Below are 25,590 nucleotides of genomic sequence, written 5' to 3'. Positions count from 1 at the left end.
TCCGATTGGACGCGGGGCGCTGTAGTTGGAATCCGGCAAAGAAAGGGCGGCTTTAGCGCTTGAAGTCGGCCGCAACTGGTGAAAACATCCGCCACGCCACCTCGGTCGGGGGATTGAGCATTCCTCGCGATTTCGCAATCGATCGGAAGTCCACAGGCAGAACGGGAGAACATCATGATCAGACACATACGGACCGGCCTCATGACCGCGTCTATTCTCGCCCTTTCCTCGGGCGCCGCCTTCGCCGATTATGAATTGAACATCCTGCACATCAACGATCTCCACTCCCGTATCGAATCGATCAACAAGTTCGATTCGACCTGCTCGGCGGAAGATGAAGGCAAGAATGAGTGCTTTGGTGGCGTCGCCCGCCTGAAGACGCTGATCGACCAGAAACGCCAGGAGTTGACCGGCAAGAATATGCTTCTGCTCAACGCGGGCGACAATTTCCAGGGCTCGCTCTTCTTCACCACCTACAAGGGCGCGGCGGAAGCGGAATTCCTGAACCTGATGAAGTTCGACGCGATGACCGTCGGCAACCACGAATTCGACGAAAGCGAGGACGGGCTCGCGAGCTTCCTCGACAAGGTCACCTTCCCGGTCGTAACGGCAAACGTGCTGCCTAGCCACAAGTCGAAGATCGGCGACCGGATCAAACCGTCGATCGTGCTCGATGTCGGCGGTCAGAAGATCGGCATCGTCGGCGCCGTCGCCAACGACACGCCCGAACTTGCCTCTCCCGGACCGGATATCCTGATCGGCGAGGACGTCGCGACGATTACGAGTGCCATCGAGGAAGTCAAGAAACAGGGCGTTAACAAGATCATTGCGCTGACCCATGTCGGCTACCCGCGCGACCTTGCGGCAATCGCGAAAATTCCGGACGTCGACGTCGTCGTCGGCGGTCACTCCCACAGCCTGTTGTCGAACACCGATGAAAAGGCGGAAGGCCCCTATCCCACGATGGTCGACAATCCGGGCGGCTACAAGGTGCCGGTTGTGCAGGCTGGCTCCTACAGCAAATATCTTGGCGACCTCGTCGTCACATTCGATGACAGCGGCGTCGTCAAGGCCGCCAAGGGCGATCCGATCCTCATCGACTCCGCGATAAAGCCCGACGAAGCTGTGCTTGCCCGGATCAAGGAACTCGCCAAGCCGATCGAAGAATTGCGAACCAAGGTCATCGCCAAGACCGAAACGCCGATCGATGGATCGCGCGAGAATTGCCGCGCCAAGGAGTGCGAAATGGGCACACTGGTGGCCGACGCCATGCTCGACCGCGTCAAGGGTCAGGGTGTGACGATCGCCATCACCAATGGCGGCGGCCTGCGCGCTTCGATCGACGCCGGCGACGTGACCATGGGTGAAGCGATTACCGTGCTTCCCTTCCAGAACACCCTCTCGACCTTCGAGTTGAAAGGTGCCGACATTCGCGCCGCGCTAGAAAACGGTCTGAGCCAGATCGAAGAGGGTGGCGGACGCTTCCCGCAGGTGGCCGGCCTCAAATATTCCTTCGACCGCACAAAGCCGGCAGGCAGCCGGTTGGTGTCTGTCGAGGTGAAAGAGGGCGAGGCCTTCACCGCGCTCGACCCGGAGAAGACCTATTCGCTGGTCAGCAACAATTTCATGCGCGGCGGCGGCGACGGCTATGACGTCTTCAAGACCAAGGGCGAGAACGCCTATGACTACGGTCCGGGACTGGAGACGGTGCTCGCGGACTACCTTGCCGCGCACCAGCCGTTCAAGCCCTATACCGATGGCCGCATCACGGAAGTCGCTGCGGCGCCTGGCACGACTGCGAGCGACATAGCTGCTCCGGCAGAGGAGGCGAAGCCGGCCGAGGGCACCGCTGCCGCACCCGCTCAGCCGGCAACCGAGACGGCGGCTGCCGGACCGCAGAAGCACGTCATCGCCCGCGGTGACACGCTTTGGGACCTCGCCGAGTCCTTCTATGGCGACGGCGCGCTCTGGCAGAAGATCTCCGCAGCCAACGGCGAGCCCGCTCCGCGCAGGCTCGAAATCGGCCGCGAGCTGGCAATTCCGGCCAAGTAAGACAATTTGCCTCTGGCAGATCGGCCGGCGCGGGCTTCCCCGCGCCGGCATTTCTTTTTAGAAGAGCTTGAGACCGACGGCGCTGGCAACCAGAAGCGCCCATGAGGACCGAGATGACGACCGCACGCGCCGAACCGACCACCGACCACCCTTCCGTGAGATCCGGGAAGATCGGCGTGCTGCTCGTGAACCTCGGCACGCCGGACGGCACCGACTACGCCTCGATGCGCCGCTACCTCAAGGAGTTCCTGAGCGACAGGCGGGTCATCGAATGGTCGCGTCTCTACTGGTATCCGATCCTCTACGGCATCGTGCTCAACACGCGACCCGGCAAGGTCGGAAAGGCCTACGAGCTGATCTGGAACAAAGAACTGAATGAGAGTTGGCTACGCACCTACACCCGCAATCAGGCCGGCCTGATGGCGAAGACCTTTGTCGATCGGCCGGCGGTTGTCGTCGACTGGGCGATGCGCTACGGCCAACCGTCCATCGCCTCGCGCATGGAAGTGCTGCAGAAGGAGGGTTGCGATCGCATCCTCGTCTTTCCGCTCTATCCGCAATATGCGGCGGCCACGACCGCAACGGTCAACGACAAGGCGTTCGAGGCGCTGTTGAAAATGCGCTGGCAGCCGGCGCTGCGAACCGTTCCGCCCTATCACGACGATCCGGTCTATATCGATGCGCTCGCCGCCTCGATCAGCAAGCATCTTGCAGCGCTCGACTGGGAGCCGGAAGTCGTGCTCGCCTCCTTCCACGGCATTCCGAAGAGCTATTCCGACAAGGGGGATCCCTATTATTTCCAGTGCCAGCAGACCGCGCAGCTATTGCGCGAGAAGCTCGGCTGGCCGGAGGAAAAGCTGCAGGTCACCTTCCAGTCCCGCTTCGGCCCGGAGGAATGGCTGCAGCCCTATACCGACAAGACCGTCGAGAAGCTGGCGAAAGACGGCATCAAGCGTCTTGCGGTCGTCAATCCCGGCTTCGTTTCCGACTGTCTGGAGACGCTGGAGGAAATCGCCGGCCAGGCCGCCGAAAGCTTCCACCACAACGGCGGCGAGAAATTTGCGCATATTCCCTGCCTGAACGACAGTGCCGAAGGCATGGCAGTGCTCAATCACGTCGTGCGCCGCGAGCTTGAGGGCTGGCTCTAAGCGGCCCTTCTCTACACACCGCTTGAATTATTGCGCCGAATCGCCACGTCATACTCTTGGGGCACTCCAAACGCTGGAGTTGCGAGGAGGGAGATATGTCGGTGGGCGGCATGGATATCGCGGTCATTGCATTCGTCGTTCTCGTCGTCCTGGTGCTTTTCGCCGGGATCAAGACGGTGCCACAGGGCTATCGCTACACGGTCGAGCGCTTCGGCCGCTACACGAAGACCATGGAGCCGGGACTGAACCTCATTATTCCTTTCATCGATCGCATCGGGGCGAAGATGAATGTGATGGAGCAGGTTCTCGATGTGCCGACGCAGGAGGTCATCACCAAGGACAATGCCAGCGTCGCGGCGGATGCGGTGGCCTTCTATCAGGTGCTAAATGCCGCGCAGGCCGCCTATCAGGTGTCCAATCTCGAGAACGCCCTTCTCAATCTGACGATGACAAACATCCGCTCGGTGATGGGGTCGATGGATCTCGACGAGCTGCTTTCGAACCGCGACACGATCAACGACCGGCTTCTTCACGTCGTCGACGAGGCTGCCAACCCCTGGGGCATCAAGATCACCCGCGTAGAGCTCAAGGACATCGCCCCGCCGAAGGATCTGGTCGACGCCATGGCACGGCAGATGAAGGCGGAGCGCGAAAAGCGCGCCCAGGTGCTCGAAGCCGAAGGTGCCAGGAACGCGCAGATCTTGCGCGCCGAGGGCTCGAAACAGTCTGCCATCCTTCAGGCGGAGGGCCAGCGCGAGGCCGCGTTCCGCGACGCGGAAGCGCGCGAGCGGCTTGCCGAGGCCGAAGCCAAGGCGACGAGGATGGTTTCCGAGGCGATCGCCGCCGGCGACGTGCAGGCGATCAACTATTTCGTCGCACAAAAGTACACCGAGGCGCTCGCGTCGATCGGCACGGCGAACAACCAGAAGATCGTGCTGATGCCGATGGAGGCCTCCTCGCTGATCGGCTCGCTCGGCGGCATCGGCGCCATCGCCAGGGAAGTCTTCGGCGAGGGCCAGCCTCCTAGCTCGCCTCGCCCGCGCCAGTCGACGCCGCGCACCGGTCCGGCTGGCAATTCCTCCGAAACGACCTCTTGAGGGCGTCCCCATGATCGCACGCATCGTCCTCGAACTCGGGCCCTGGAGCTGGTGGGTGCTCGGCCTCGTCCTGCTGGCGGCAGAATTGGTGCTGCCAGGCGTGTTCCTGGTCTGGATCGGGTTCGCAGCGCTCGCTACCGGCAGCCTGTCCCTCCTCCTCTGGGATACGGCATTCTGGGTCTGGGAGATCCAGGTCGTCGTCTTCGCGCTGCATTCGGTGTTCGCGGTGCTCATCGGGCGGCGCTTCGTCTCCTCCTCGGTCGAGAGCGATGAGCCGCTGCTCAACAAGCGCGGCGAAAGCCTCGTCGGCCGCACGGCGGTTTTGGAGCAACCGATCGCCGAGGGCCGAGGGCGCGTACGCCTGGACGACACGACCTGGTCGGTCGAAGGGCCTGATCTGCCGGTCGGCACGCGCGTGCGGATCGTGGCAAGCAGCGGCCGGAACCTGACCGTCGAGCGTGCGTGAGCGCATGGCAGCAAACCGGTCTCGAAACCGGATTTTCCATTTGGAAACGATTGGTTAACCACGCGCCTTTACGGTTGCGAAACGATTGCAATCACGTTTTCGCGGACAGACGGCGCATGGTGCCCAATATTTCACGCTCGATCACAGCGGGCGCCTTGCGTCCGAGGATGCGGGCGTGGCTCGTGGCGGGCTGCGCCCTCTTCGCCGGCACACCTGCCGGCGCGGAAAGCCCTCCTCCAGACGCCCCGGTCGCGAATTTGGCCGCTGGTACCCTCGGCCAAACGGCGAATGTCGCAGCGATCACCGATCCGCAAACGACCGGTGCCGTTGCCGGCAGCGACCTTCCCCCGGCACTCGACGAGGACTTCAACCGCCTGAACCGGCGCGAGGACACGATCGATGGTCTGCGCGCGCGCATCGATCCCTACGAGGGCCAGGCACCGGGCATCCGCATCGGCACGTTCGTCCTGAAACCCGCCCTCAGCGAGACCTTCAATCACGAGCGGCAAAGGACAGGGGGCCGCAGCGAGAGCCGAAGCTTCATCGAAACCGGTCTCAAGGGATCGCTCACCTCGGACTGGTCGCGCCACCAACTGAGCATCACCGGCGAAGGCGTCTTGCAGAACAACACGTCGGGCCGGGGCGAAGAAGAACCGCGCGCGGACCTCGACGCCGAATTGCGCCTCGACCTCAGTGAGCAGACGATCGCCAGGCTGAGGGCCGGTTACAGCTTCGAACGGGAAGACGCCAACGATCCGAACGCGATTGCCAATGCCGAGACGCAATCCGGCGTGAACATCTATCGGCTGGGCGCGGCCGTCGAGCGCGACTACGGTCTCATTCGCGGATCGCTCGGTGCCGATTTCGAGCGCCGAACCTATGGGGATGTCGAGCTCGACAACGGGGCTACGCTTTCTGTCGAGGATCGCAATCGCAATATCGGCATTCTGAACGCGCGCATCGGCTACGAGCTTTCTCCGGCCCTCATCCCGTTCCTCGAAGCGTCAGTCGGAAAGTCGAACTATGATCTGCGCGAGGACACGCTCGGCTTCGAGCGGTCCTATCAAACCTACGCGGGCCGCGCCGGGTTGGAGGTCGACCTTGGCGAAAAGCTCAATGGCGAACTCGCGCTCGGCTACGAGACCTACCGCTTCGACGACGACCGGCTCGGCGATCTTCGCGGACTTTCGGTTGACGGACGCGTCAACTGGTCGCCACAGCGCGGCACCGACGTCCTGCTCGGTGTCGCAACCTATCTCGACCCGTCGACGACACCCGGCGACGCAGGCTCGATCGACTATGTGCTGACCAGCATCGTCACCCGCGAACTGCGTTCGACATTGGTTGCCCGCCTGTCGAACAGTGTGACATTGCGCAACTTCCCGTCGGATGCCATCTCCTCCGACGAAACCACCTGGCGAACCGGCGCCGGCCTGACCTGGGACATGAACCGCTATCTCGCGCTCACCGGCGACATCAGTTACGAACGAACGAACAGGGATCGCGGCGAGTCGAGCGACACCGCCCGCATCGGTCTCGGTCTGACGCTAAGGCGCTAGAGCAATTCCAGGAAAAGTGTGCTTTCTGTCCGGAATTGTCTCGTTTCAAAGCGTTAGACCATTTCATCGTTTCAATAAAACGATGAAATGATCCAAGAGCGAAGAAGAGGGTCGGTAAAGGGCGTCACTGCATAATGAAAAAGGCCGCGCCCTCTGGCGCGACCCGCTTTTCAGTCCGACTGAGATCACTTCAGGCTTTGCAGCAGTGCCTTCAGCGGCTCCTCGACGGAGGGCCTGATGTCGCCGCGCTCGAGCGCGAAGGCGACGTTCGCAAGGATGAAACCGTCCTTCGCCCCGCAATCGTAGGTATCGCCGCGGAAGTGATAGGCGGCGAAAGGCTGCATGCCGGAAAGCTTCACCATGCCGTCGGTCAGCTGGATCTCGTTGCCGGCGCCGCGCTCCTGCCGTTCCAAGATCGGGAAGATATCCGGCTGCAGGATGTAGCGGCCGTTGATGAAGAAGTTGGATGGCGCGGTACCGGGCGCGGGCTTCTCGACCATCTTGGTGATCTTGAAGCCGTCGCCGATTTTGTCGCCGACGCCGACGATGCCGTATTTGTGGGCCTGGTCGGGCGCACATTCCTCAACGGCGATCACGTTGCCGCCGCTTTGCTCGTAGAGTTCGACCATGCCCTTGAGGCAGCCCTTCTCACCCTTCATGATCATGTCGGGCAGCAGAAGCGCGAAGGGTTCATCACCGACGAGATCGCGCGCGCACCAGACCGCATGGCCGAGACCGAGCGGCGCCTGCTGGCGTGTGAAGCTGGTGGTGCCGGCCTTCGGCAGTATCGCCTCGAGCAGCTCGATTTCCGCCTTCTTGTTCCGTTCGCGCAGCGTCTGGTCGAGTTCGACCTGGATATCGAAATAGTCCTCGATCACCGCTTTGCTGCGGCCGGTCACAAAGATCAGATGCTCAATGCCTGCTTCCAGCGCTTCATCGACGACATACTGGATGACCGGCTTGTCCACCACCGTCAGCATCTCCTTCGGCACCGCCTTGGTCGCCGGCAGGAAACGCGTCCCAAGGCCCGCCACGGGGAACACGGCTTTGCGGACTTTACGCTTGTCGGTCATAGACACCTCCTTGCAGTGGTTCTCAACTCTAGCCTCAAAAAGGCAAACTGGATTGGAATTAGTCGCCGATTGCTATTTTTTTGCAAAAGAGGACGACCTGGCTTATTCATGGTAAAGACTTTGTTGACTTCGTTTCTGTAGGCTTCTCCCCTGATCCGATGCGGATTCCGCTGTTCGGAGTGAAGAGAACCGCATGCTGCCCTTTCGCGGCATGCTGCGGGCGACATTGCAAAACCGGAGTATTCCGCCCGGCATGAACGCTGGCTGAACGCTCCGATGAGAAACGGAACCGATAGCTGATGATCAGAAACCGCAGAACGTTCTTCCGCCATATCGCCGCCGCCCTCATCGTTACTGCCGCTACGCTTTGTTCAGCACCTGCACACGCGGACCCTGGCTTCCAGAACTGGATCAACAAGTTCTACGCGACCGCCGCCAAGAGCGGCGTTACCCAGGCGACCTATCGCAAGGCGTTCGCCGGCGTGAAGACGCCCGATCCGGCGGTACTCGAAAAGGCGAATTACCAGCCCGAGTTCAAGCACAAGATTTGGGAATATATAGACTCGCGTGTCAATCCGTACACGAAGCGCGTCGGCCAGGAAATGGCTGCCAAACATGCCCGAACGCTCAACTATCTGGAGAGGCACTTCGGCGTCGACAGGAACATTCTCCTGGCAATCTGGTCGATGGAGACGAACTACGGTGCCGTCCTCGAAAAGGACGACCGGCTGCACTATGTGCCGCGCGCGCTTGCGACGCTTGCCTATGCCGATCCGAAGCGGGCCAAATTTGCAAGGACCCAGTTGATCGCCGCGCTGAAGATCCTGCAAAGCGGCGACATCACGCCGCGCGAGTTGACCGGGTCCTGGGCGGGCGCCATGGGACACACGCAGTTCATTCCGACGAGCTACCTGCTTTATGCGGTCGATGCCGACGGAAACGGGCACCGCGACATCTGGAATTCGGTCCCGGATGCACTGGCCACAGCCGCCAACCTCTTGAAAAAGAATGGCTGGCAGCCGAGCGAGACCTGGGGCTACGAAGTCGTGCCGCCGGCCAACGCCGCGAAATATTCGGGCCAGACGAAGACGCTCGGCCAATGGGCAGCGCTCGGCTTCATTCGGCCGAACGGCAAGGGTTTCCGAAGCCCGAACACGCGCGCCGAACTGAAACTGCCGACCGGGGGCAACGGTCCGGGCTTCCTGATGACGCGCAACTTCTTCGTGATCAAGCGCTACAACGCATCCGATTCCTATGCGCTCGGCGTCGGCCTCCTTGCCGACCAGATCGCCGGCTACGCAGGAATGCAGCAGCGCTGGCCGCGTCCAGACGGATCCCTTGATATCAGCGAAAAGTTCGAGTTGCAGAACCGTCTGAAGGAGCTCGGCTATTACAGCGGCGAGGTCGATGGCAATTTCGGCTCGGGCTCCAAGGCCGCGATCCAGGCCTTTCAAACCCAGAACGGCCTGACACCGGATGGCGAACCGACGCAACACCTCCTACGCGCCTTGCGCAACTGACGGCACTTCCGCACGAATTTTGCAAATCACGGCGATTTCCGCTCATTCGGTCCCAAATCGCCGTGATTTGGCGTATGTATGCTATAGTGAGTTGCACATGCAGCGCCGCGCGTGTCATGGATGCGCAAACTCGCTGTAGCAACTGGAATTGCTGCGTTTGACGGTGAAAGCGATCATGTTGCCAATCAGAGACGCTGGGGTGAAGCGGTTCTTGCATCCGTTTCGTTTCGCGCCGATCCTTATAGGGGCCGTGGCAATGCTCGTCGCCGGCTTCTTTGCCACCATGGCCGAAGCGCAGGAGCCGGTCCCGCGGCGCAATGTCCTGCAGAGGCTCTTCGGCGTCTTCGTTCCCCAAAGGCGCATCTACTACCGGGATCAGTACGACTACCCCCGCCAGCCCGCGCCCCGACGGGTGCTGAAACGCCGACAGCAGCAACCGGCAGAGCCGCAGCAGCGCCGCCAGCAACGCGCCAAGCCGCGCCTGGCGGCAACGCCGCCGCCGGCGCCGGTTGTCGAGAAATCGCCGGATGCGAAAAAGGTCCTGGTCGTCGGCGATTTCGTTGCCGGGAGCCTTGGCGACGGTCTGAAGACTGCCTTCGAGACAACGCCGGGGATTATCGTCGAAACCCGCGCCAACGGCTCTTCGGGCCTTGTCCGCAACGACTATTTCGACTGGCCGAAGATCCTGCCGGACTATGTGGCAGAGCTGAAACCTTCCGTGATCGTCGTCAGTCTCGGTGCCAATGACCGACAGCTGATGCGGATCGGCGACGTCAAGGAGAAGTTCCGCACAGATGTCTGGACCGAGGAATACCGCAAGCGGGTCAACGCTCTCGCAACTCTGGCGCGCAAGGATTCGCTTCCGGTTCTCTGGGTCGGCATGCCACCGTTCCAGTCGAGCGCCATGACCGCCGACATGGTGACGCTCAACGGCATCTTCCGCGAAGAGGTCGAAAAGGCCGGCGGCCAGTTCATCGACATCTGGGACGGCTTTGTCGACGAGGGCGGCAAGTTCGTGCTGACCGGCTCCGACATCAACGGCCAGCAGGTCCGTCTGCGTGGTTCCGACGGCATCAACCTGACCAAGGCTGGCAAGCGCAAGCTCGCCTTCTATGTCGAGAAGGACATCCGCAAGCTGCTTGGCGAGGCGGCAGCAACCGACACGGACGTGCCGGGCGCGGAGGGGCTGAAAGATCTGGTGGTGACGGCTCCACTTGCGAATGAGGATATCGTCAAGACACAGCCGATCAGCCTGACCGATCCGGAACTCGACGGCGCGACCGCGCTTCTCGGCGGTGACACCCCGTTGAAGAGCACCGGCAAGAGCCCGCGCGACCTGCTCATCGAGAAGGGCGCGGTCGTCGTGGCCCCTCCCGGGCGCATCGATGATTTCCGTCTGGCAAAACCGCAGTCGGCGGCCATTAAGCCGGCGACCGCGAACTGAGCCTAGGGCGAAGCGATCTGTCGGCTCATAGGGAACTAGAGTGCCTACATGGCCCGATGTCGTGTATCGCTGATTGCCTGTGAACTCCCCTCCATCCCTCGAGCTCGGCCGGTCAAGCGCAAGAATGACGCCCGGGAGTAATGAGCCCCAAAGAAAAAGGCCCCGCAATCATCTTGCGAGGCCTGTGACAGTTGTACGCGGAAGCGACTACCGCGGCAGGACGCTCGACCCCATCAGCGCTTCGTCGATGGCACGCGCCGCCTGCCGGCCTTCGCGGATCGCCCAGACGACGAGCGATTGGCCGCGGCGGATGTCCCCGGCGGTCCAAAGCTTGTCGACCGACGTCCTGTAGTCCGGCTCATTGGCGACGACGTTGGTCGAACCGCGGCGGTCGGTATTGAGGGACAGCTTGTCGCCGAGATCCTTGAGCACGCTGTTGGTGAAGGGACCGCGGAAACCGATGGCGATGAAGGCGAGATCGGCCTTGATGATGAACTCGGTTCCGGCGATCGGCTTGCGCCGCTCGTCCACCTGACAGCACTTGACGCCGGTAAGCACACCGTCCTCGTCACCGACGAATTCCAGCGTCGCGACCTGGAACTCGCGAACCGCACCTTCCGCCTGGCTGGAGGACGTGCGCATCTTCGTCGCCCAGAATGGCCAGACGGCGAGCTTGTCTTCCTTTTCCGGCGGTTGTGGACGAATATCGAGCTGCGTCACCTTGACTGCACCCTGGCGGAAAGCCGTGCCGACGCAGTCCGATGCCGTGTCGCCACCGCCGACGACAACGACATGCTTGCCGCCGGCGAGGATCGGTTCGGAGGGCCAGCCGACGCTGTCGATGTTCTCGCGGCCGACGCGGCGGTTCTGCTGCACGAGGTACGGCATGGCATCATGCACGCCGGCAAAGTTCACGCCCGGGATTCCGGCATCGCGCGGGGTCTCGGAGCCGCCGCAATAGAGCACCGCATCATTGTCGTCGAGGAGCTTCTGCACCGGCAGGTCGACGCCGACATTGATGCCGCAATGGAAGGTGACGCCCTCGCCCCGCATCTGCTCGATGCGGCGATCGATGAAGTTCTTCTCCATCTTGAAATCCGGAATGCCGTAACGCAGCAGCCCGCCGGGCTTCGACTCGCGCTCGTAGACATGGACCTCGTGACCGGCGCGGGCAAGCTGCTGAGCGGCCGCCATGCCGGCGGGGCCGGAACCGATGACCGCGACCTTCTTGCCAGTCTTGGTGACGGCCGGCTGCGGCACGATGTATCCCATTTCGTAGGCCTTGTCGGCGATCGCCTGCTCGACCGTCTTGATCGCGACCGGCACGTCCTCGAGGTTCAGCGTGCAGGCTTCCTCGCACGGCGCCGGGCATACGCGACCGGTAAACTCCGGGAAGTTGTTCGTCGAGTGCAGGTTGCGGATCGCCTCGTCCCAGTTGCCGTTGTAGACGAGGTCGTTCCAGTCGGGAATCTGGTTGTGCACCGGGCACCCGGTCGGCCCGTGGCAATAGGGGATGCCGCAGTCCATGCAGCGCGCGGCCTGCTTCTGCACTTCCTGGTCGGACATGGGAATGGTGAATTCACGGAAATGGCGGATGCGGTCGGATGCCGGCTGGTACTTTGCCACCTGCCGGTCGATCTCCAAAAACCCAGTAACCTTGCCCATCTTACGATCCTGATACCTTCAAATCTGAACAGCGCGTTCAAGCGCGCGAGGTGCCCCCGGATCCTGCCGGACCGGGGACCGTTGTCACAGGGGCCGGTTACTCGGCCGCTTCAGCCATCTTCATGCGCTCCATGTCTTCGAGCGCGCGGCGGTATTCGACTGGCATGACCTTGCGGAATTTCGGCCTGTAATCCGCCCAGCCATCGAGGATCTCCTTGGCACGGGGCGAGCCCGTGTAATGCAGATGGTTCGAGATCAGCTGGTAAAGTCGCTCCTCGTCATGGCGCGTCATGTCGCCCGAGACATCGACCATGCCCTTGTGCATCAGGTCGCCGCCGTGGTGGTGCAGCTTCTCCAGCATGTCGTCTTCCTCCGGCACCGGCTGCAGCTCGACCATCGCCATGTTGCAGCGGCGGGCGAAATCGCCCTCCTCGTCGAGAACATAGGCGACGCCGCCGGACATGCCGGCCGCGAAGTTGCGGCCCGTTCCGCCGATGACGACGACCACGCCGCCGGTCATGTATTCGCAGCCGTGATCGCCGACGCCCTCGACGACTGCGATCGCACCGGAGTTACGCACCGCGAAGCGTTCGCCAGCGACGCCGTTGAAGTAGCATTCGCCCGAGATCGCGCCGTAAAGCACGGTGTTGCCGACAATGATCGACTGATGCGGCACGATCCTCGAGGCTTCCGGCGGCCGGACGATGATGCGCCCGCCCGAAAGGCCTTTTCCGACATAGTCGTTGCCGTCGCCCACCAGGTCGAAGGTAATGCCGCGAGCGAGGAACGCGCCGAACGATTGGCCCGCCGTGCCTTTGAGCGTCACGTTGATCGTATCGTCCTTCAACCCCTTGTGCCCCCAGCGCTTGGCAAGCGCACCCGAAAGCATCGCGCCGGCCGAACGGTCGACGTTCTTGATCTCGGTCTCGAAGGCGACCGGCGCCTTGGTTTCGAGCGCGTTCCTCGCCTTTTCGATCAGCTTGCGATCGAGAATGTCGTCGATCGGGTGGTTCTGGCGCGCCGTCCAATAGGTCGCTTCCTTCGGTGCCTCCACCTTGTGGAAGATCTTCGAGAAGTCGAGACCTTTGGCCTTCCAGTGTTCGATCATCCGGTCGCGCTCGAGCAGTTCCGAAGCGCCGATGATCTCGTCGAACTTCTTCACCCCAAGCGAGGCGAGAATTTCGCGCACTTCCTCGGCAACGAAGAAGAAGTAGTTGATGACGTGTTCCGGCGTGCCCTTGAAGCGCTTCCGCAAGACCGGATCCTGGGTCGCGACACCGACAGGACAGGTGTTCAGGTGGCACTTGCGCATCATGATGCAGCCGGCGGCGATCAGCGGCGCGGTCGCGAAGCCAAACTCGTCGGCACCAAGCAGCGCCCCGATGATGACGTCGCGGCCGGTCTTCAGGCCGCCGTCGACCTGCAATGCGACGCGCGAGCGCAGGCCGTTCAGCACCAGCGTCTGCTGCGTTTCGGCAAGGCCGATTTCCCACGGGCTGCCCGCGTGCTTCAGCGAGGTCAGCGGCGAGGCGCCGGTGCCGCCGTCGAAGCCGGCGATCGTGATGTGGTCGGCGCGCGCCTTGGCAACGCCGGCTGCAACCGTACCGACACCCACTTCCGACACCAGCTTGACCGAGACGTCCGCGTCCGGATTGACGTTTTTCAGATCGTAGATCAGCTGCGCCAGATCCTCGATCGAATAGATGTCATGGTGCGGCGGCGGCGAAATGAGACCGACGCCCGGGGTCGAATGCCGGGTCTTGGCAACCGTCGCATCCACCTTGTGGCCGGGCAGCTGCCCGCCTTCACCGGGCTTCGCCCCCTGGGCCACCTTGATCTGCAGCACGTCGGCATTGACCAGATATTCGGTGGTGACGCCGAAACGGCCGGATGCAATCTGCTTGATCGCCGAGCGCTCGGGATTCATCGAGCCGTCGGGACGCGGCAAATAGCGATCGCTTTCCTCGCCACCTTCGCCGGTGTTCGACTTGCCGCCGATACGGTTCATCGCGATCGCCAGCGTCGTATGCGCCTCGCGGCTGATCGAACCGAAGGACATCGCCCCGGTCGAGAAACGCTTGACGATATCCGCCGCCGGCTCGACCTCCTCCACCGGGATCGGCTTGCGGCCAACGGCCTCGGCGCTCTTGATCGTGAAGAGACCACGGATCGTGTTCATGCGCAGCGACGACGCATTCACCATTTCGGCAAATTCGCGATAGCGGTCCTCGGCGTTGCCGCGCACCGCGTGCTGGAGCGAGGCAATGGCATCCGGCGTCCAGGCGTGGCTCTCGCCGCGCATGCGATAGGCATATTCGCCACCGATATCGAGGGTGTTGGCGAGCACCGGATCGGCCCCGAAGGCGGCCTTGTGGCGGGCGACCGTTTCGGCCGCGATCTCCTCGAGACCGATGCCTTCGATCGTCGTCGCCGTGCCGAAGAAGTACTGGTCGACGAGCTTCGACGACAGACCGACGGCGTCAAAGATCTGGGCGCCGCAATAGGACTGATAGGTCGAAATGCCCATCTTCGACATGACCTTGAGGATGCCTTTGCCGACCGCCTTGATGTAGCGGTTGACAACCTCGTTGGCGTCGACTTCCTTCGGGAACTCGCCGCGCTTGTGCATGTCCACGAGCGTGTCGAAGGCGAGATAGGGGTTGATCGCCTCGGCGCCGTAGCCGGCGAGCAGGCAGAAATGATGCACCTCGCGCGGTTCGCCCGATTCGAGCACGATGCCGACCGAAGTCCGCAGGCCCTTGCGGATCAGGTGATGGTGCACGGCCGCCGTCGCAAGCAGCGCCGGAATCGCAACACGATCCGGGCCAACCTGGCGGTCGGAGAGCACGATGATGTTGTAGCCGCCCTTGACCGCCGCTTCCGCCCGCTCGCAGAGACGATCGAGCATTTCCGGCATGCCTTCCGCACCGCGCGAAATGTCATAGGTGAAGTCGAGCGTCTTGGTGTCGAACCTATCTTCCGTATGGCCGATCGAGCGGATCTTCTCGAGATCGCCATTGGTGAGGATCGGCTGGCGAACCTCGAGCCGCTTGGCATGCGCCATGCCTTCGTGGTCGAGGATGTTCGGGCGCGGGCCGATGAACGAGACGAGGCTCATCACCAGTTCCTCGCGGATCGGATCGATCGGTGGGTTGGTGACCTGCGCGAAGTTCTGCTTGAAATAGGTGTAAAGCAGCTTGGCCTTGTTCGACATGGCCGAGATCGGCGTGTCGGTGCCCATCGAGCCGATCGCTTCCTGCCCGGTCGTCGCCATCGGCGACATGAGGATCTTGGTGTCTTCCAGCGAATAACCAAAGGCCTGCTGGCGGTCGATCAGCGACACGTCGCGGCGAAGCGCCCGCGGCTCGACCGGCTTCAGATCCTCGAGGATCAACTGCGTATCATTGAGCCACTTGCGGTAGGGATGCTTGTTGGCGAGCGTCGACTTCACCTCCTCGTCGGAGATGATGCGGCCCTCTTCCATGTCGATCAGCAGCATCTTGCCGGGCTGCAGCCGCCACTTCCTAACGATCTTGTCTTCGGCGACCGGCAGCACGCCGGCCTCCGACGCCATAATGACGCGGTCGTCGCTGGTGACGATGTAGCGCGCCGGACGCAGGCCGTTGCGGTCGAGCGTGGCGCCGATCTGGCGACCATCGGTGAAGGCAACGGCCGCGGGCCCGTCCCACGGCTCCATCAGCGCTGCATGGTACTCGTAGAACGCCTTTCGTTCCGGCGACATCAACTGGTTGCCGGCCCAGGCTTCGGGAATCAGCATCATCACCGCATGCGCGAGCGAGTAGCCCCCCTGCACGAGAAATTCGAGCGCGTTGTCGAAGCAGGCCGTATCCGACTGACCTTCGTAGGAAATCGGCCAAAGCTTGGAGATGTCGTCGCCGAAGAGCGGCGAGGAGACGGAAGCCTGCCGCGCCGCCATCCAGTTGACGTTGCCGCGCAGCGTGTTGATCTCGCCGTTGTGCGCGACCATGCGGTAGGGATGGGCGAGCTTCCAGGAGGGGAAAGTGTTCGTCGAGAACCGCTGGTGTACCAGCGCCACCGCCGACTGGAAGCGCTCGTCGGAGAGATCCTTGTAGTAGGCGCCGACCTGGTAGGCGAGGAACATGCCCTTGTAGACCACGGTCGAAGTCGACAGCGATACGACGTAGAAGCCGAGATCGCCGCCGTCCGCCTCCGCATAGATGCGGTTGGAGATCACTTTGCGCAGCGTGAACAGCCGGCGCTCGAATTCCGCATTGGTGGCGGCGTCGCGGCCGGCACCGATGAAGACCTGCACGTGGTGCGGCTCGGTAGCGGCGATGTCCGGCGCCTTCGAAAGCGACGAATTGTCGACCGGCACGTCGCGGAAACCGAGCAGGTGCTGGCCCTCCTCGGCGACGACTTCGCTGATCACGTCCTTGAAATGGGCGATCAGCTTTTCGTCGCGCGGCATGAAGAGATAGCCGACGGCATATTCGCCGGCCTTCGGCAGAGTGACACCCTGCTTCGCCATTTCCTCGCGGAAGAAGCGGTCGGGAATCTGAACGAGGATACCTGCGCCATCGCCCATCAGCGGGTCAGCGCCGACCGCGCCGCGATGGGTCAGGTTTTCGAGCATGAAAAGGCCGTCGCGCACGATCTGATGCGACTTCTGGCCCTTCATGTGAGCGACGAAACCAACTCCGCAGGCATCATGCTCGTTTCGCGGATCGTAAAGTCCCTGTTTTCGCGGCAATCCGGATGGGAATGCGGGCGTTTTCGCAACCGTCGCAGCGTGTGCGAGGTGGAGCCCTGATTGCTGTGATGGCGAATGATCCGTCATCGTCTTCCCTCCTATTGGACCCGGAGATTCCGGGCATACCGCCGCCCGCGCATTCCCTGCCGCGTCGCGCCTTTCGCGCTGCGGCAAAGCTGGGCATTATCGTCGCATGATCCTGATCAGGTCGCAAATGAAGCGCGGCGCTGCACCAGGCACGAATGTCCGCGACCATCGTGATGCCAGGCGTCAACAACCGGATGAAACCCGGCGGAAACCCCTTGCGCTACACGCCGAATGCCGCATTCTGCGGCACTTCCGGCGATTGTTCCGGCCCTAGACCGAAATAGGACAGTAAACCTGTCCTATTTCATGCGCTCTATGCCAGAAAGCGCCCCCCTTCGCAAGGGGCATATGAGCAAATATTGGAAGAGAATTTGCCGAAGATTGCCGGAAATTTCGCGCTTTTGAAATTAAATTACAATCATCCGGGGATTTCTTCACTTTGGTTTCAAACTGGTCTTGTGTTGGCACACCCGGTCAGGAGGCGCATTGATCGTCTGTGGAAGTCGGTTATGGTCTCGCCGAAACGGCCGGCGCGACTCCCGCATGATTCCAGTTTAAGGACGCGATCGCGCGGAAAACTCAAAATATCGCGGCGATCTTGCGCGACTGGTTTCAGCGGCGCCGCAGGAACAGGGTGACTTCAGATGATCTTTTCTTCCGACAACTGGGCTGGCGCCCATCCGGCAATCGCCGAAAGCCTGGTGGCTCATGCCGGCGGCTACGCCTCCGCCTACGGCACGAGCGAACTTGACCGGAAGGTGGAAAAGAAGTTCTCCGAAATTTTCGAAAAGGACGTGGCGGTGTTCTTCGTCGGCACCGGCACCGCCGCGAATTCGCTGGCGCTGTCCAGCGTCAATCGGGCGGGCGGCGTGATCTTTTGTCATCGAGAGGCGCATGTCAACGTCGACGAGTGCGGTGCGCCGGAATTCTTCTCTCACGGGGCAAGGCTTTGCCCGGTCGATGGCGCAAGCGGCAAGATGAACACGTCAAGGCTCGAAGCCGAGATCCGCCGCTTCCCCGCGGAATTCATCCATGGCGGCCGGCCGATGGCAGTGACCCTTACCCAGGCGACGGAAAGCGGCACGGTATATTCGCTGGCGGAAATCGATGCCGTTGCTGCTGTCGCGAAATCGCATAAGCTTCCGCTGCACATGGATGGTGCGCGTTTTGCCAACGCGCTCGTCAGCCTCGGCACGACGCCTGCGGAAATGACCTGGAAGCGCGGCATCGACCTCCTATCGTTCGGCGGCACCAAGAACGGCTGCTGGTGTGCCGAAGCGCTGATCCTGTTCGACCTCTCGAAGGCGCAGGAAATGCATTTCCTGCGCAAGCGTGCCGCCCAACTCTTTTCCAAGTCCCGCTTCATCGCCGCGCAGTTCGACGCTTACTTCTCGGGCGATCTGTGGCTCAATCTTGCTCGCCATGCGAACGCAATGGCGGCGCGTCTTGCTGATGGAATTTCCGCCTCGGCCAGGAGCCGGCTTGCCTGGTCGCCAGAGGCAAATGAGGTCTTCGTGATCCTGAAGCAGGACGTGGCGTCGAAGCTGCAGCAACAGGGTGCAGTCTTCTACGACTGGCATGTGCCGGACCACTTGACAGACAGCGTAGCCGGAGACGAGGGGCTTTACCGGCTTGTCACAAGCTTTGCCACACGGTCGCAAGATGTCGATCGCTTCGTCGAAGCTTGCTGACAGGGCGGAATTGCGAAATCTGAAACGGCATGTGATTGTAGCCCTACGCAATCACCGGTAGGTCGTGCCACAGGCCTCCCGTTTCCATCTATGCTTTAGTGTTGTGACAAATCAGCGAGCCACATGCACCGTTGCCCTGACGCCGGTCTCGATCGCGGTCTCACGGGGGGTCCGCTAACGATACCCGATCGCTTACCGCCTCCGCCAGACCGGGTTTCTGTGCGCATGCGAACTGAATTGCAGGAGATTACAGCCGCTATGACACAATCTAAGGGCGCACAGGTCTGGGCCAGCCGCGCCTTCATGGATTCAACACGCATCACGGCATTTACCGCCGATCCATTGCCGACCGGGATGGGCCTGGGCCAAATGGCCGAATTGAATGAAGCCGGCGAACGGATGTCGGCCGAGCATTTTCCAAAGGAGATCTTCGCCAAGTATCCTGACAAGAAGGAAAAGAAGCAGGCCGATCTCGTGCTTGCTGCAGGCGCGGTAGTGGTCTCGGCGGCCTGTGCAGACGTGCTGCGGCAATTCGATCTCGGCCATTCCTCGCTCTATCCGATCAAGCTTTTCCAGCATGACCGGACGACGCCCGTAGAGGGCGAATATTTTTGTCTCAATATCGGCGAGCGCAAGGATGCCTTTCTGCTCAGTCACTCACCAAGGGTCATCGAATTCGGTGACGGCACTTTGAGCATGCCGCCAAATCTTCATGACGACGATGTGGCCGTCAGTCCGGCGGCACTCGAGGGCCCCGATCTGTGGGTGAGCCCTCCCTTGAACCGCATATTCTTTCTGAGCGACCGTCTTACGCAGACCCTGCGGGCGGGAAAGATGGGCAGAGTCTTTGGTTTCCGCGCCTGCCGCATTGTCGCGGCCGACTAGATCATCTGAGGGGTGGAGGGATCGATGGCACCTTTTGCAAAAAAAACGGCGCCCCCGAGGGACGCCGTCTTTTTCGAATTTCGATCGTTAGACCAGATTAGAGGTTCTGAGCCTCGATCTGCTTCGGCTGCGAAGCAACCGAGGAGATCTCGATGCGACGCGGCTTGGCTGCCTCCGGAATCTCGCGAACGAGATCGATGTGAAGCAGGCCGTTTTTCAGCGAAGCGGACTTGATCTCGACATGGTCGGCAAGCTGGAAGCGGCGCTCGAATGCGCGCTTGGCAATGCCGCGATGGAGAAACTGGCTCTCCTCGCCCTTGTCTTCGCTCTTTTCGCCCTTGATCGTCAGCGTGTGTTCACGCGCTTCGACCGAAAGCTCGCTCTCGTCGAAGCCGGCGACGGCCATGGTGATGCGATAAGCATTTTCGCCCGTGCGTTCGATGTTGTAGGGCGGATACGTCTGCGACTGATCGGGCTGACCAAGGCTGTCAAGCATGGTGAACAGGCGATCGAAGCCGACGGTGGAACGATAGAGCGGGGAGAAGTCGAAGTGACGCATGGTGTCCTCCTTAAGAGCAACGATTTGCGATGTCTGGTCTGCCACCCCATAAGGCTGCGGCTCGACCGGTGAACGGACCCATCATCGGCGTCCGTGACCAAGACATGGGAATGCGTCTGCGCAAGTTCAAGGGAATTTTTGCGCGGATTTTTTCCGACCGGCATTTGGTGAACGGAGCATGAATGACCGGTTTGGTCCCCGTTCAGCCGAGGCGGGTTAAAACAAGGACACTGGGAACAAAATCCCGGCGCTGAAGCGACATGTCCCTTCTGCTTCAGCGGCCGGAAACGGTGATCGTCCGGATTTCACCCACCGTTTCCGGCCTTTTTTCTTTGACGCGCTTGAGGCCACCGCCTATCCCTGAGAAACAACACGCGGTCGCTGAGCGGAAAACTTCCCTTCCCTCTTCCCGCGTCAACTCGTTCAACGTGTTTGCATCTCGGGCCGTCGCTGTTCATGACCACGATCCTCCATTCGACGCCGGACAACCCGATACCGGGTAAACACGCGACGGGCTTTTTCGATGGTGTCGGCAACCGCAAGATCCGCTATGCGGTCTTCAAGACGGAAGCCTCGGTCGCCCGCGGCACGGTCGTGCTGCTGCAGGGCCGCAACGAGGCGATCGAGAAATATTTCGAAACGATCGGCGAACTCAACGCGGCCGGTTTTTGGGTCGCCACCTTCGATTGGCGCGGCCAGGGCGGCTCCGAACGGTTGCTGCGGCAGCCCGGTCGTGGTCACGTCGAGCATTTCACCGACTACGAGCGCGATCTCATGATCTTCCTCGAGCAGATCGTTCTGCCAGACACGCGCCTGCCCTTCTCCATCGTTGCCCATTCAATGGGCGCGCTGGTGGCCCTGTCGCTGGCGCCGATGCTCGCGAGCCGGATCGACCGCATGGTGCTGCTCGCCCCCTTTGTCGGCCTCAGCGGCCAAGCCCTTGGCCAGCGGAGCATCTTTTCGATCGCCACGATAATGGACTGGATCGGCCTTGGAACGTTGCCGCTCCATCGCGACAAAGGTAATCGCCCCTTCACGAACAACGTATTGACGGCCGACCCAAATCGCTATGCGCGCAACCAGGCGCTCACCGATGCCTGTCCGCAATTGCGGCTGGGGCCGCCAACGGCCCGATGGCTGCGGGAGACCTTCCAGGCAATACGGCGTGTCCTGCGCCGCGAACATCTGACGCGGGTCATCGTGCCGACCATAATCCTCGCCCCGACTGCCGACCGCCTCGTGCCGCATCTTGCCGTCGAAGTCCTGGCACGCAACTTCCGCGCCGGGCACATGATTCCGATCGATGGCGCGCGTCACGAGCTTCTTCACGAGACCGACCGTTACCGCGCGCAGGCGATGGCCGCGATTTTGGCGTTCCTGCCCGCGTTCGAGGAGGCAGACATGGTGGCCGGCCAATTCGAGGAAAGCTTAATTCCCACGGCATGATTCCGTAGATAGGAATCGATTTAAGGACAAAATCATGCAGCAATTCAAAGTGCTACAGTGAGCGCCGCGCATCCGGGTCGGACGGGCTCCGCTGTAGTATTTCCAGCGCCTGCGCGTGAAGCTCGCGACTGCCGGCTGCGATGATCTCGCCGCCCATTTCCGCCGGTCCGCCCTGCCAATTGGTGACGACGCCGCCCGCCTGTTCGATCAACGGGATGAGTCCGCCGACATCGTAGGGCTTCAGGCCGCACTCGATGACGAGGTCGACGTGGCCGGATGCAAGAAGCGCGAAGGCGTAGCAATCGCAACCGTAGCGGAAGAGCCGCACCTTGGATTGCAACGCTTCGAAGCGCTCCTTGAGGTCGCCGGTATAGAGATGCGGCGACGTGGTGAACAGCACCGCATCTGAGAGCGCATCGCAGGCGCGCGTCGAAAGCACCTTCTCCCCGCCGGGGCCGCGATAGATCGCCTTCTCGCCGTCGGCGAAATAGCGTTCGCCGGTAAAAGGCTGGTCCATCAGGCCCATCACGGCCTTGCCGTTGCGATAGAGGCCGATCAGCGTTCCCCATACCGGAAGGCCGGAAATGAAGGCACGCGTCCCGTCGATCGGATCGATGACCCATACATGCTCGCGGTCGAGACCGACATTGCCGTGCTCCTCGCCGAGGATGCCATGGCCCGGAAATGCACTTTCGATCAGCGTCCGGATAGCCGCCTCGGCCGACCTGTCCGCCTCCGTGACGGGATCGAACCCGCCCTCGAGCTTGTTGACGACACTGGTGCCGGTCCGGAAACGCGGCATCGTTTCGGCTTTGGCAGCGTCGGCGAGGCGGTCGAAGAAGGTGCGGTCCGGCAACATATCGCTCTCTCGAAGGCAGAAAGGAAGGCGATCCTGAATAGACGAATTTGATCGAAAGGCAAGAACGCCGGAGATGAGCAACGAGAAGGCGGGCTGCGGGTCGGATTGGCGCACGCGTCGCCGTCGATCAGGAAATGTCCCATTGCGGTGCGGAAGTTTTGGCGCCCACAACTTGACATTTGTGCAGCGCAACATTACAGTCTTTGAGCAGTCACTTGTGGCTGCAAATACCCTCCTTGGGTGTTTCCTCCCTAGACTTGACCGCGCCGCTGGCGCGGTTCTTTTTGAGTGACGGTTGGAAGCACTATTCTGCCGCGAGCGGCAGATAGGCACCATATTCCTCGACATGTTGTGCAAGCGCGGCGATGAACGTCGTAAGATCGGCCGTCAGCGCGGCAAATCCCGGCTTCTTGACGAGGGTCGTTTCGTCGACATAGAGGCTGCGGTTGATTTCGATCTGCAGCGCATGCAGTCCGCGCGTCGGCCGGCCATAATGTTCGGTGATGAAGCCGCCGGCATAGGGCTTGTTGCGGGCGACTACGTAGCCGAGCTGCTCGAGCAGGTTGACGGCGGTGCGCGACAATTCTCCCGCCGCGCTCGTTCCGTAACGATCGCCCACAATGAAGTCCGGCCGCTGGCCGCTGCCCGGAAGGTGAACATTGCCAGGCATCGAGTGGCAATCGATCAGCACGGACATCCCGAATTGGACATGTGTGCGGGCGATCAGTTTCCTGAGCGTCGCATGATAGGGCTTGTAGATCGACTCGATGCGTGTCAGCGCTTCCTCGACCGGAAAGCGGTTGCGATAAATTTCCATATTCTCGGCGACAAGGCGCGGCACGGTACCGAGCCCGCCGGCGACCCGCATCGAGCTTATGTTGGCATGCGGCGGCAACTGCCCTTCGAACATGCGCGGATCGAGTTCGTAGGGTTCACGGTTGACATCGAGAAAGGCGCGCGGGAAATGGGCGCGAAGCAGCGGGGCCCCTAGAAAGGTGGCGTTTTGAAACAGCTCATCGACGAAGTGATCTTCCGAACGGCGGATCGAATGCGCGTCAAGCCGAGATTGACTCAGAAAGGACAGTGGGTAGGACCGGCCGCTATGCGGGGAATTGAACACAAAGGGAATCCGCTGACTTGCGGGCTCCAGTACCTCGAAAAATTCCCGCTCGACCACTTCCCCCATCGCAACCCTTTTTACCATGTCCGGATCTTGCTGTTTAGATCATGTTGCCAGTTGGTCGCCTCTGTGTCCATAGTGACGTCTTGCTGGTATCAGGGCTTGATCTGCCCTGTTCACCAGATATTTACCATGTTGCGGTTTGCTGAGCTGCCGCACTCCACAAGCATTGAAAAGAAGAAGCCACGGCCGAATTCATGACTGCGAAAATCCTCCTTGCCGAAGACGACAACGACATGCGCCGCTTCCTCGTGAAGGCGCTGGAAAAGGCTGGCTATAAGGTCCTGTCCTACGACAACGGCGCCAGCGCCTACGACCGGCTTCGCGAAGAACCCTTTTCGCTTCTGCTGACCGATATCGTCATGCCGGAGATGGACGGCATCGAGCTCGCCCGCCGCGCGACCGAGCTCGACCCGGACCTGAAGGTAATGTTCATCACCGGCTTTGCCGCGGTGGCCTTGAACCCCGATTCGAAGGCGCCGAAGGATGCCAAGGTCCTCTCCAAGCCCTTCCACCTGCGCGACCTCGTAAACGAGGTCAACAAGATGCTGGCGGCCTGACGGACTCGGAAATCCCGGCTTACTGACAGGACGAAAATCACAACGCCCGCCAAACTCCTGCGCGGACGGCGCGCACTGCTTCGAGGCTGTGGCCGATCAACACGGATCGGCCACAGTCTTTTCATTTCAATGACTTATCGGGAGGGTCCGCGTGTGCAAGGCGCCGCGCGAACCCGCTTAACCACGAGAAACGCCACTCGAGAACGCCGTCTAAAATTCTGTCAAAAATCCTTCTAAAAGCCTATTGACGCGGACGAGGGTTTTGTGGTCTATGCGCCGCATCGGATGGGCGTGTAGCTCAGCGGGAGAGCACTACGTTGACATCGTAGGGGTCACAAGTTCGATCCTTGTCACGCCCACCATCCTTTTCAAGGGCTTAGCGGGAAACCGCTGAGCCCTTTTTAGTCTCTGGTGCCAAATGGTGCCAAGTTGGGGCGGTGAAACGGTGCCATTTTTGGCACCCGGCAGCCACTGTGAGCACTCTCACCCGGACCTTCCCGAGCTCTCCAATTGCAACCCGATGCAACGGACAATCGGGCATCTCGGGGTCGTTTGCGGGAGAGGGCGAGATCATTACCGTAAGCCCGATTTACTCTGCCCCAATTGCCCTCCTACAGCTGCGCGGCCGGCAACCAATTGGTTTCTTATGATGCGTCATGTCCCAATAGCCTGCTGTTTAACGGGCACGGAGTGGCCGAAGACGGGATTTGGTGCAATTGCCGCTCTTCAGTAGCCTTCCGGCAAAGGCCGAACCGGGTGGAGAGCCAAAGTTTGGCAGCCGCTCGGCACAGGTCTGGTTTGTGCCGCCAAATGGACGTTCGACGAGGCCGGCGAGCTGGCCGCGCAGAACGAACGCGCTAACACCCTGTGCTCCCCCACAGCTTTCTAAGCTTTTGCACTTGATCACGGCGAGTAGGTCGCTTCTGCGCGGCATGACAGAGGCGGTGGAACTGGCAGTGGTTATCAAATCACGAGGCGAAGCATAGTAAGGATCTGTGTTTCTCGGCGCGGAATGCATGGCGGCTTCAGATCACCCTATAGGCACGGTCGGTCGTCCAACCGGCGAGGGCGAGGAAGGCGTTTGACGGGCCGCACGGCTTCTCATTGCCAGCGCGCGATTTGAGTACAGCGGATTCCCCGTGATCTCAGGGCCGAGCCATTTCGGATGCGGGGGATCACCCCAACAGTTGCGCAATTCTACTTCAGCGACGACCAGACCTTCATTTACCCCGGAATAGACGTCGATATGCCAGAGATGATCAGCATAGCGAACCTGGTATCGAGTCTTCTCGACGATACCCAACGCGAACTCGAACATCTGCAGCGCGTCGGAATACGGTATTGCATATTCATACTCCTCGCGTCGCATACGGTCTCTGCGGAACTTGGCTGTCAAAGTCGCGCGCTCGGCGTCAATTGTCCTCACGCGCAGCGTACGGTTTTTTGTTGCAATGAGGTAGGCTTGCCGAAGCGCGGAGCCCGCCGAGGCGCTCTTCCGCCAACGATCATTCAAGACCTGAAACTTACGTTCGATCTCTATTGCCATTATTTTGCCTATGCGCGCGCC

The 25,590-nt window shown here is 61.3% G+C and carries 18 protein-coding genes and 1 tRNA gene; 12 read left to right on the top strand and 7 right to left on the bottom strand.

The features are described from left to right. Positions 1–174 precede the first annotated feature (174 nt). From QN224_RS23295 to QN224_RS23275, 5 genes are all read left to right on the top strand, one after another. On the top strand, positions 175–2,052 hold the full coding sequence (locus QN224_RS23295; protein WP_283978561.1) for a 5'-nucleotidase C-terminal domain-containing protein: 1,878 nt from the start codon (positions 175–177) through the stop codon (positions 2,050–2,052). A 113-nt stretch (positions 2,053–2,165) separates the two neighbouring features. After that, on the top strand, positions 2,166–3,200 hold the full coding sequence (hemH, locus tag QN224_RS23290; protein ID WP_283978560.1) for a ferrochelatase: 1,035 nt from the start codon (positions 2,166–2,168) through the stop codon (positions 3,198–3,200). Between the two features lie 101 nt (positions 3,201–3,301). Next, positions 3,302–4,297 carry an SPFH domain-containing protein gene (locus tag QN224_RS23285; protein WP_283978691.1) on the top strand — a complete coding sequence of 332 codons (996 nt, stop codon included), beginning with the start codon at positions 3,302–3,304 and terminating at the stop codon, positions 4,295–4,297. 10 nt (positions 4,298–4,307) lie between these two features. Further along, on the top strand, positions 4,308–4,763 hold the full coding sequence (locus QN224_RS23280; protein ID WP_283978559.1) for an NfeD family protein: 456 nt from the start codon (positions 4,308–4,310) through the stop codon (positions 4,761–4,763). A 116-nt stretch (positions 4,764–4,879) separates the two neighbouring features. Further along, the gene (locus QN224_RS23275; RefSeq protein ID WP_283978558.1) at positions 4,880–6,322 is read left to right on the top strand and encodes an outer membrane beta-barrel protein; all 1,443 of its coding nucleotides are present in this window, start codon (positions 4,880–4,882) and stop codon (positions 6,320–6,322) included. A 185-nt stretch (positions 6,323–6,507) separates the two neighbouring features. Here the strand turns inward: QN224_RS23275 and galU are convergent, their stop codons facing one another. Further along, positions 6,508–7,395 (bottom strand): UTP--glucose-1-phosphate uridylyltransferase GalU, encoded by an 888-nt coding sequence (gene galU / locus QN224_RS23270; RefSeq protein WP_283978557.1) that lies wholly within the window; start codon positions 7,393–7,395, stop codon positions 6,508–6,510. Positions 7,396–7,694: 299 nt separating this feature from the next. Between galU and QN224_RS23265 the strand changes: the two genes are divergently transcribed. Together QN224_RS23265 and QN224_RS23260 are read left to right on the top strand one after the other, a co-directional pair. Then, positions 7,695–8,915: a lytic murein transglycosylase gene (locus tag QN224_RS23265; protein WP_283978556.1), complete on the top strand. Its 1,221-nt coding sequence runs from the start codon at positions 7,695–7,697 to the stop codon at positions 8,913–8,915. A 175-nt stretch (positions 8,916–9,090) separates the two neighbouring features. Continuing rightward, positions 9,091–10,359 (top strand): DUF459 domain-containing protein, encoded by a 1,269-nt coding sequence (locus QN224_RS23260; protein WP_283978555.1) that lies wholly within the window; start codon positions 9,091–9,093, stop codon positions 10,357–10,359. Between the two features lie 207 nt (positions 10,360–10,566). Here the strand turns inward: QN224_RS23260 and QN224_RS23255 are convergent, their stop codons facing one another. Beyond that, a complete protein-coding gene (locus QN224_RS23255; protein WP_283978554.1) occupies positions 10,567–12,024 on the bottom strand; it encodes a glutamate synthase subunit beta in 1,458 nt (485 codons plus the stop codon). Positions 12,025–12,121: 97 nt separating this feature from the next. After that, a complete protein-coding gene (gltB, locus tag QN224_RS23250; RefSeq protein WP_283978553.1) occupies positions 12,122–16,843 on the bottom strand; it encodes a glutamate synthase large subunit in 4,722 nt (1,573 codons plus the stop codon). A 644-nt stretch (positions 16,844–17,487) separates the two neighbouring features. Between gltB and QN224_RS23245 the strand changes: the two genes are divergently transcribed. Both QN224_RS23245 and QN224_RS23240 read left to right on the top strand, forming a co-directional pair. Further along, positions 17,488–18,534, top strand: coding sequence for a low specificity L-threonine aldolase (locus QN224_RS23245; protein ID WP_283978552.1), 1,047 nt, complete (start codon positions 17,488–17,490; stop codon positions 18,532–18,534). Positions 18,535–18,792: 258 nt separating this feature from the next. Then, positions 18,793–19,419: a hypothetical protein gene (locus QN224_RS23240; RefSeq protein WP_283978550.1), complete on the top strand. Its 627-nt coding sequence runs from the start codon at positions 18,793–18,795 to the stop codon at positions 19,417–19,419. 97 nt (positions 19,420–19,516) lie between these two features. Here the strand turns inward: QN224_RS23240 and QN224_RS23235 are convergent, their stop codons facing one another. After that, complete coding sequence (locus QN224_RS23235; RefSeq protein ID WP_173509124.1) at positions 19,517–19,978, bottom strand: Hsp20 family protein; 462 nt, start codon at positions 19,976–19,978, stop codon at positions 19,517–19,519. 456 nt (positions 19,979–20,434) lie between these two features. Between QN224_RS23235 and QN224_RS23230 the strand changes: the two genes are divergently transcribed. Further along, a complete protein-coding gene (locus QN224_RS23230) occupies positions 20,435–21,424 on the top strand; it encodes an alpha/beta hydrolase (RefSeq protein ID WP_283978549.1) in 990 nt (329 codons plus the stop codon). A gap of 52 nt (positions 21,425–21,476) precedes the next feature. On the opposite strand, the gene hisN is transcribed toward QN224_RS23230, so the two are convergent. Further along, complete coding sequence (hisN, locus tag QN224_RS23225; protein WP_283978548.1) at positions 21,477–22,283, bottom strand: histidinol-phosphatase; 807 nt, start codon at positions 22,281–22,283, stop codon at positions 21,477–21,479. Between the two features lie 304 nt (positions 22,284–22,587). Next, complete coding sequence (locus QN224_RS23220; protein ID WP_173510141.1) at positions 22,588–23,469, bottom strand: N-formylglutamate amidohydrolase; 882 nt, start codon at positions 23,467–23,469, stop codon at positions 22,588–22,590. 191 nt (positions 23,470–23,660) lie between these two features. Between QN224_RS23220 and cpdR1 the strand changes: the two genes are divergently transcribed. Both cpdR1 and QN224_RS23210 read left to right on the top strand, forming a co-directional pair. Further along, positions 23,661–24,023 (top strand): response regulator CpdR1, encoded by a 363-nt coding sequence (gene cpdR1, locus QN224_RS23215; protein WP_003531148.1) that lies wholly within the window; start codon positions 23,661–23,663, stop codon positions 24,021–24,023. Positions 24,024–24,310: 287 nt separating this feature from the next. After that, positions 24,311–24,385, top strand: a tRNA-Val gene (locus tag QN224_RS23210). A gap of 668 nt (positions 24,386–25,053) precedes the next feature. On the opposite strand, the gene QN224_RS23205 is transcribed toward QN224_RS23210, so the two are convergent. Next, positions 25,054–25,569: a CYTH domain-containing protein gene (locus tag QN224_RS23205; protein WP_283978547.1), complete on the bottom strand. Its 516-nt coding sequence runs from the start codon at positions 25,567–25,569 to the stop codon at positions 25,054–25,056. Positions 25,570–25,590: the final 21 nt, after the last annotated feature.

This window comes from Sinorhizobium sp. 7-81 (assembly GCF_030124405.1).
Taxonomy (GTDB): Bacteria; Pseudomonadota; Alphaproteobacteria; order Rhizobiales; family Rhizobiaceae; genus Sinorhizobium; species Sinorhizobium psoraleae.
Note: the sequence above shows the minus strand (reverse complement) of the source record. Positions and strands in the feature narration are given on the sequence as shown.

Coding starts and splice junctions, on each gene's coding strand:
- QN224_RS23220 (WP_173510141.1), bottom strand. CDS start 23,469: ATGGGGGAAGTGGTCGAGCGGGAATTTTTCGAGGTACTGGAGCCCGCA.
- QN224_RS23295 (WP_283978561.1), top strand. CDS start 175: ATGATCAGACACATACGGACCGGCCTCATGACCGCGTCTATTCTCGCC.
- QN224_RS23240 (WP_283978550.1), top strand. CDS start 18,793: ATGACACAATCTAAGGGCGCACAGGTCTGGGCCAGCCGCGCCTTCATG.
- QN224_RS23205 (WP_283978547.1), bottom strand. CDS start 25,569: ATGGCAATAGAGATCGAACGTAAGTTTCAGGTCTTGAATGATCGTTGG.
- QN224_RS23280 (WP_283978559.1), top strand. CDS start 4,308: ATGATCGCACGCATCGTCCTCGAACTCGGGCCCTGGAGCTGGTGGGTG.
- cpdR1 (WP_003531148.1), top strand. CDS start 23,661: ATGACTGCGAAAATCCTCCTTGCCGAAGACGACAACGACATGCGCCGC.
- QN224_RS23265 (WP_283978556.1), top strand. CDS start 7,695: ATGATCAGAAACCGCAGAACGTTCTTCCGCCATATCGCCGCCGCCCTC.
- QN224_RS23245 (WP_283978552.1), top strand. CDS start 17,488: ATGATCTTTTCTTCCGACAACTGGGCTGGCGCCCATCCGGCAATCGCC.
- QN224_RS23275 (WP_283978558.1), top strand. CDS start 4,880: ATGGTGCCCAATATTTCACGCTCGATCACAGCGGGCGCCTTGCGTCCG.
- hisN (WP_283978548.1), bottom strand. CDS start 22,283: ATGTTGCCGGACCGCACCTTCTTCGACCGCCTCGCCGACGCTGCCAAA.
- galU (WP_283978557.1), bottom strand. CDS start 7,395: ATGACCGACAAGCGTAAAGTCCGCAAAGCCGTGTTCCCCGTGGCGGGC.
- QN224_RS23260 (WP_283978555.1), top strand. CDS start 9,091: ATGTTGCCAATCAGAGACGCTGGGGTGAAGCGGTTCTTGCATCCGTTT.
- hemH (WP_283978560.1), top strand. CDS start 2,166: ATGACGACCGCACGCGCCGAACCGACCACCGACCACCCTTCCGTGAGA.
- QN224_RS23255 (WP_283978554.1), bottom strand. CDS start 12,024: ATGGGCAAGGTTACTGGGTTTTTGGAGATCGACCGGCAGGTGGCAAAG.
- QN224_RS23235 (WP_173509124.1), bottom strand. CDS start 19,978: ATGCGTCACTTCGACTTCTCCCCGCTCTATCGTTCCACCGTCGGCTTC.
- QN224_RS23230 (WP_283978549.1), top strand. CDS start 20,435: ATGACCACGATCCTCCATTCGACGCCGGACAACCCGATACCGGGTAAA.
- gltB (WP_283978553.1), bottom strand. CDS start 16,843: ATGACGGATCATTCGCCATCACAGCAATCAGGGCTCCACCTCGCACAC.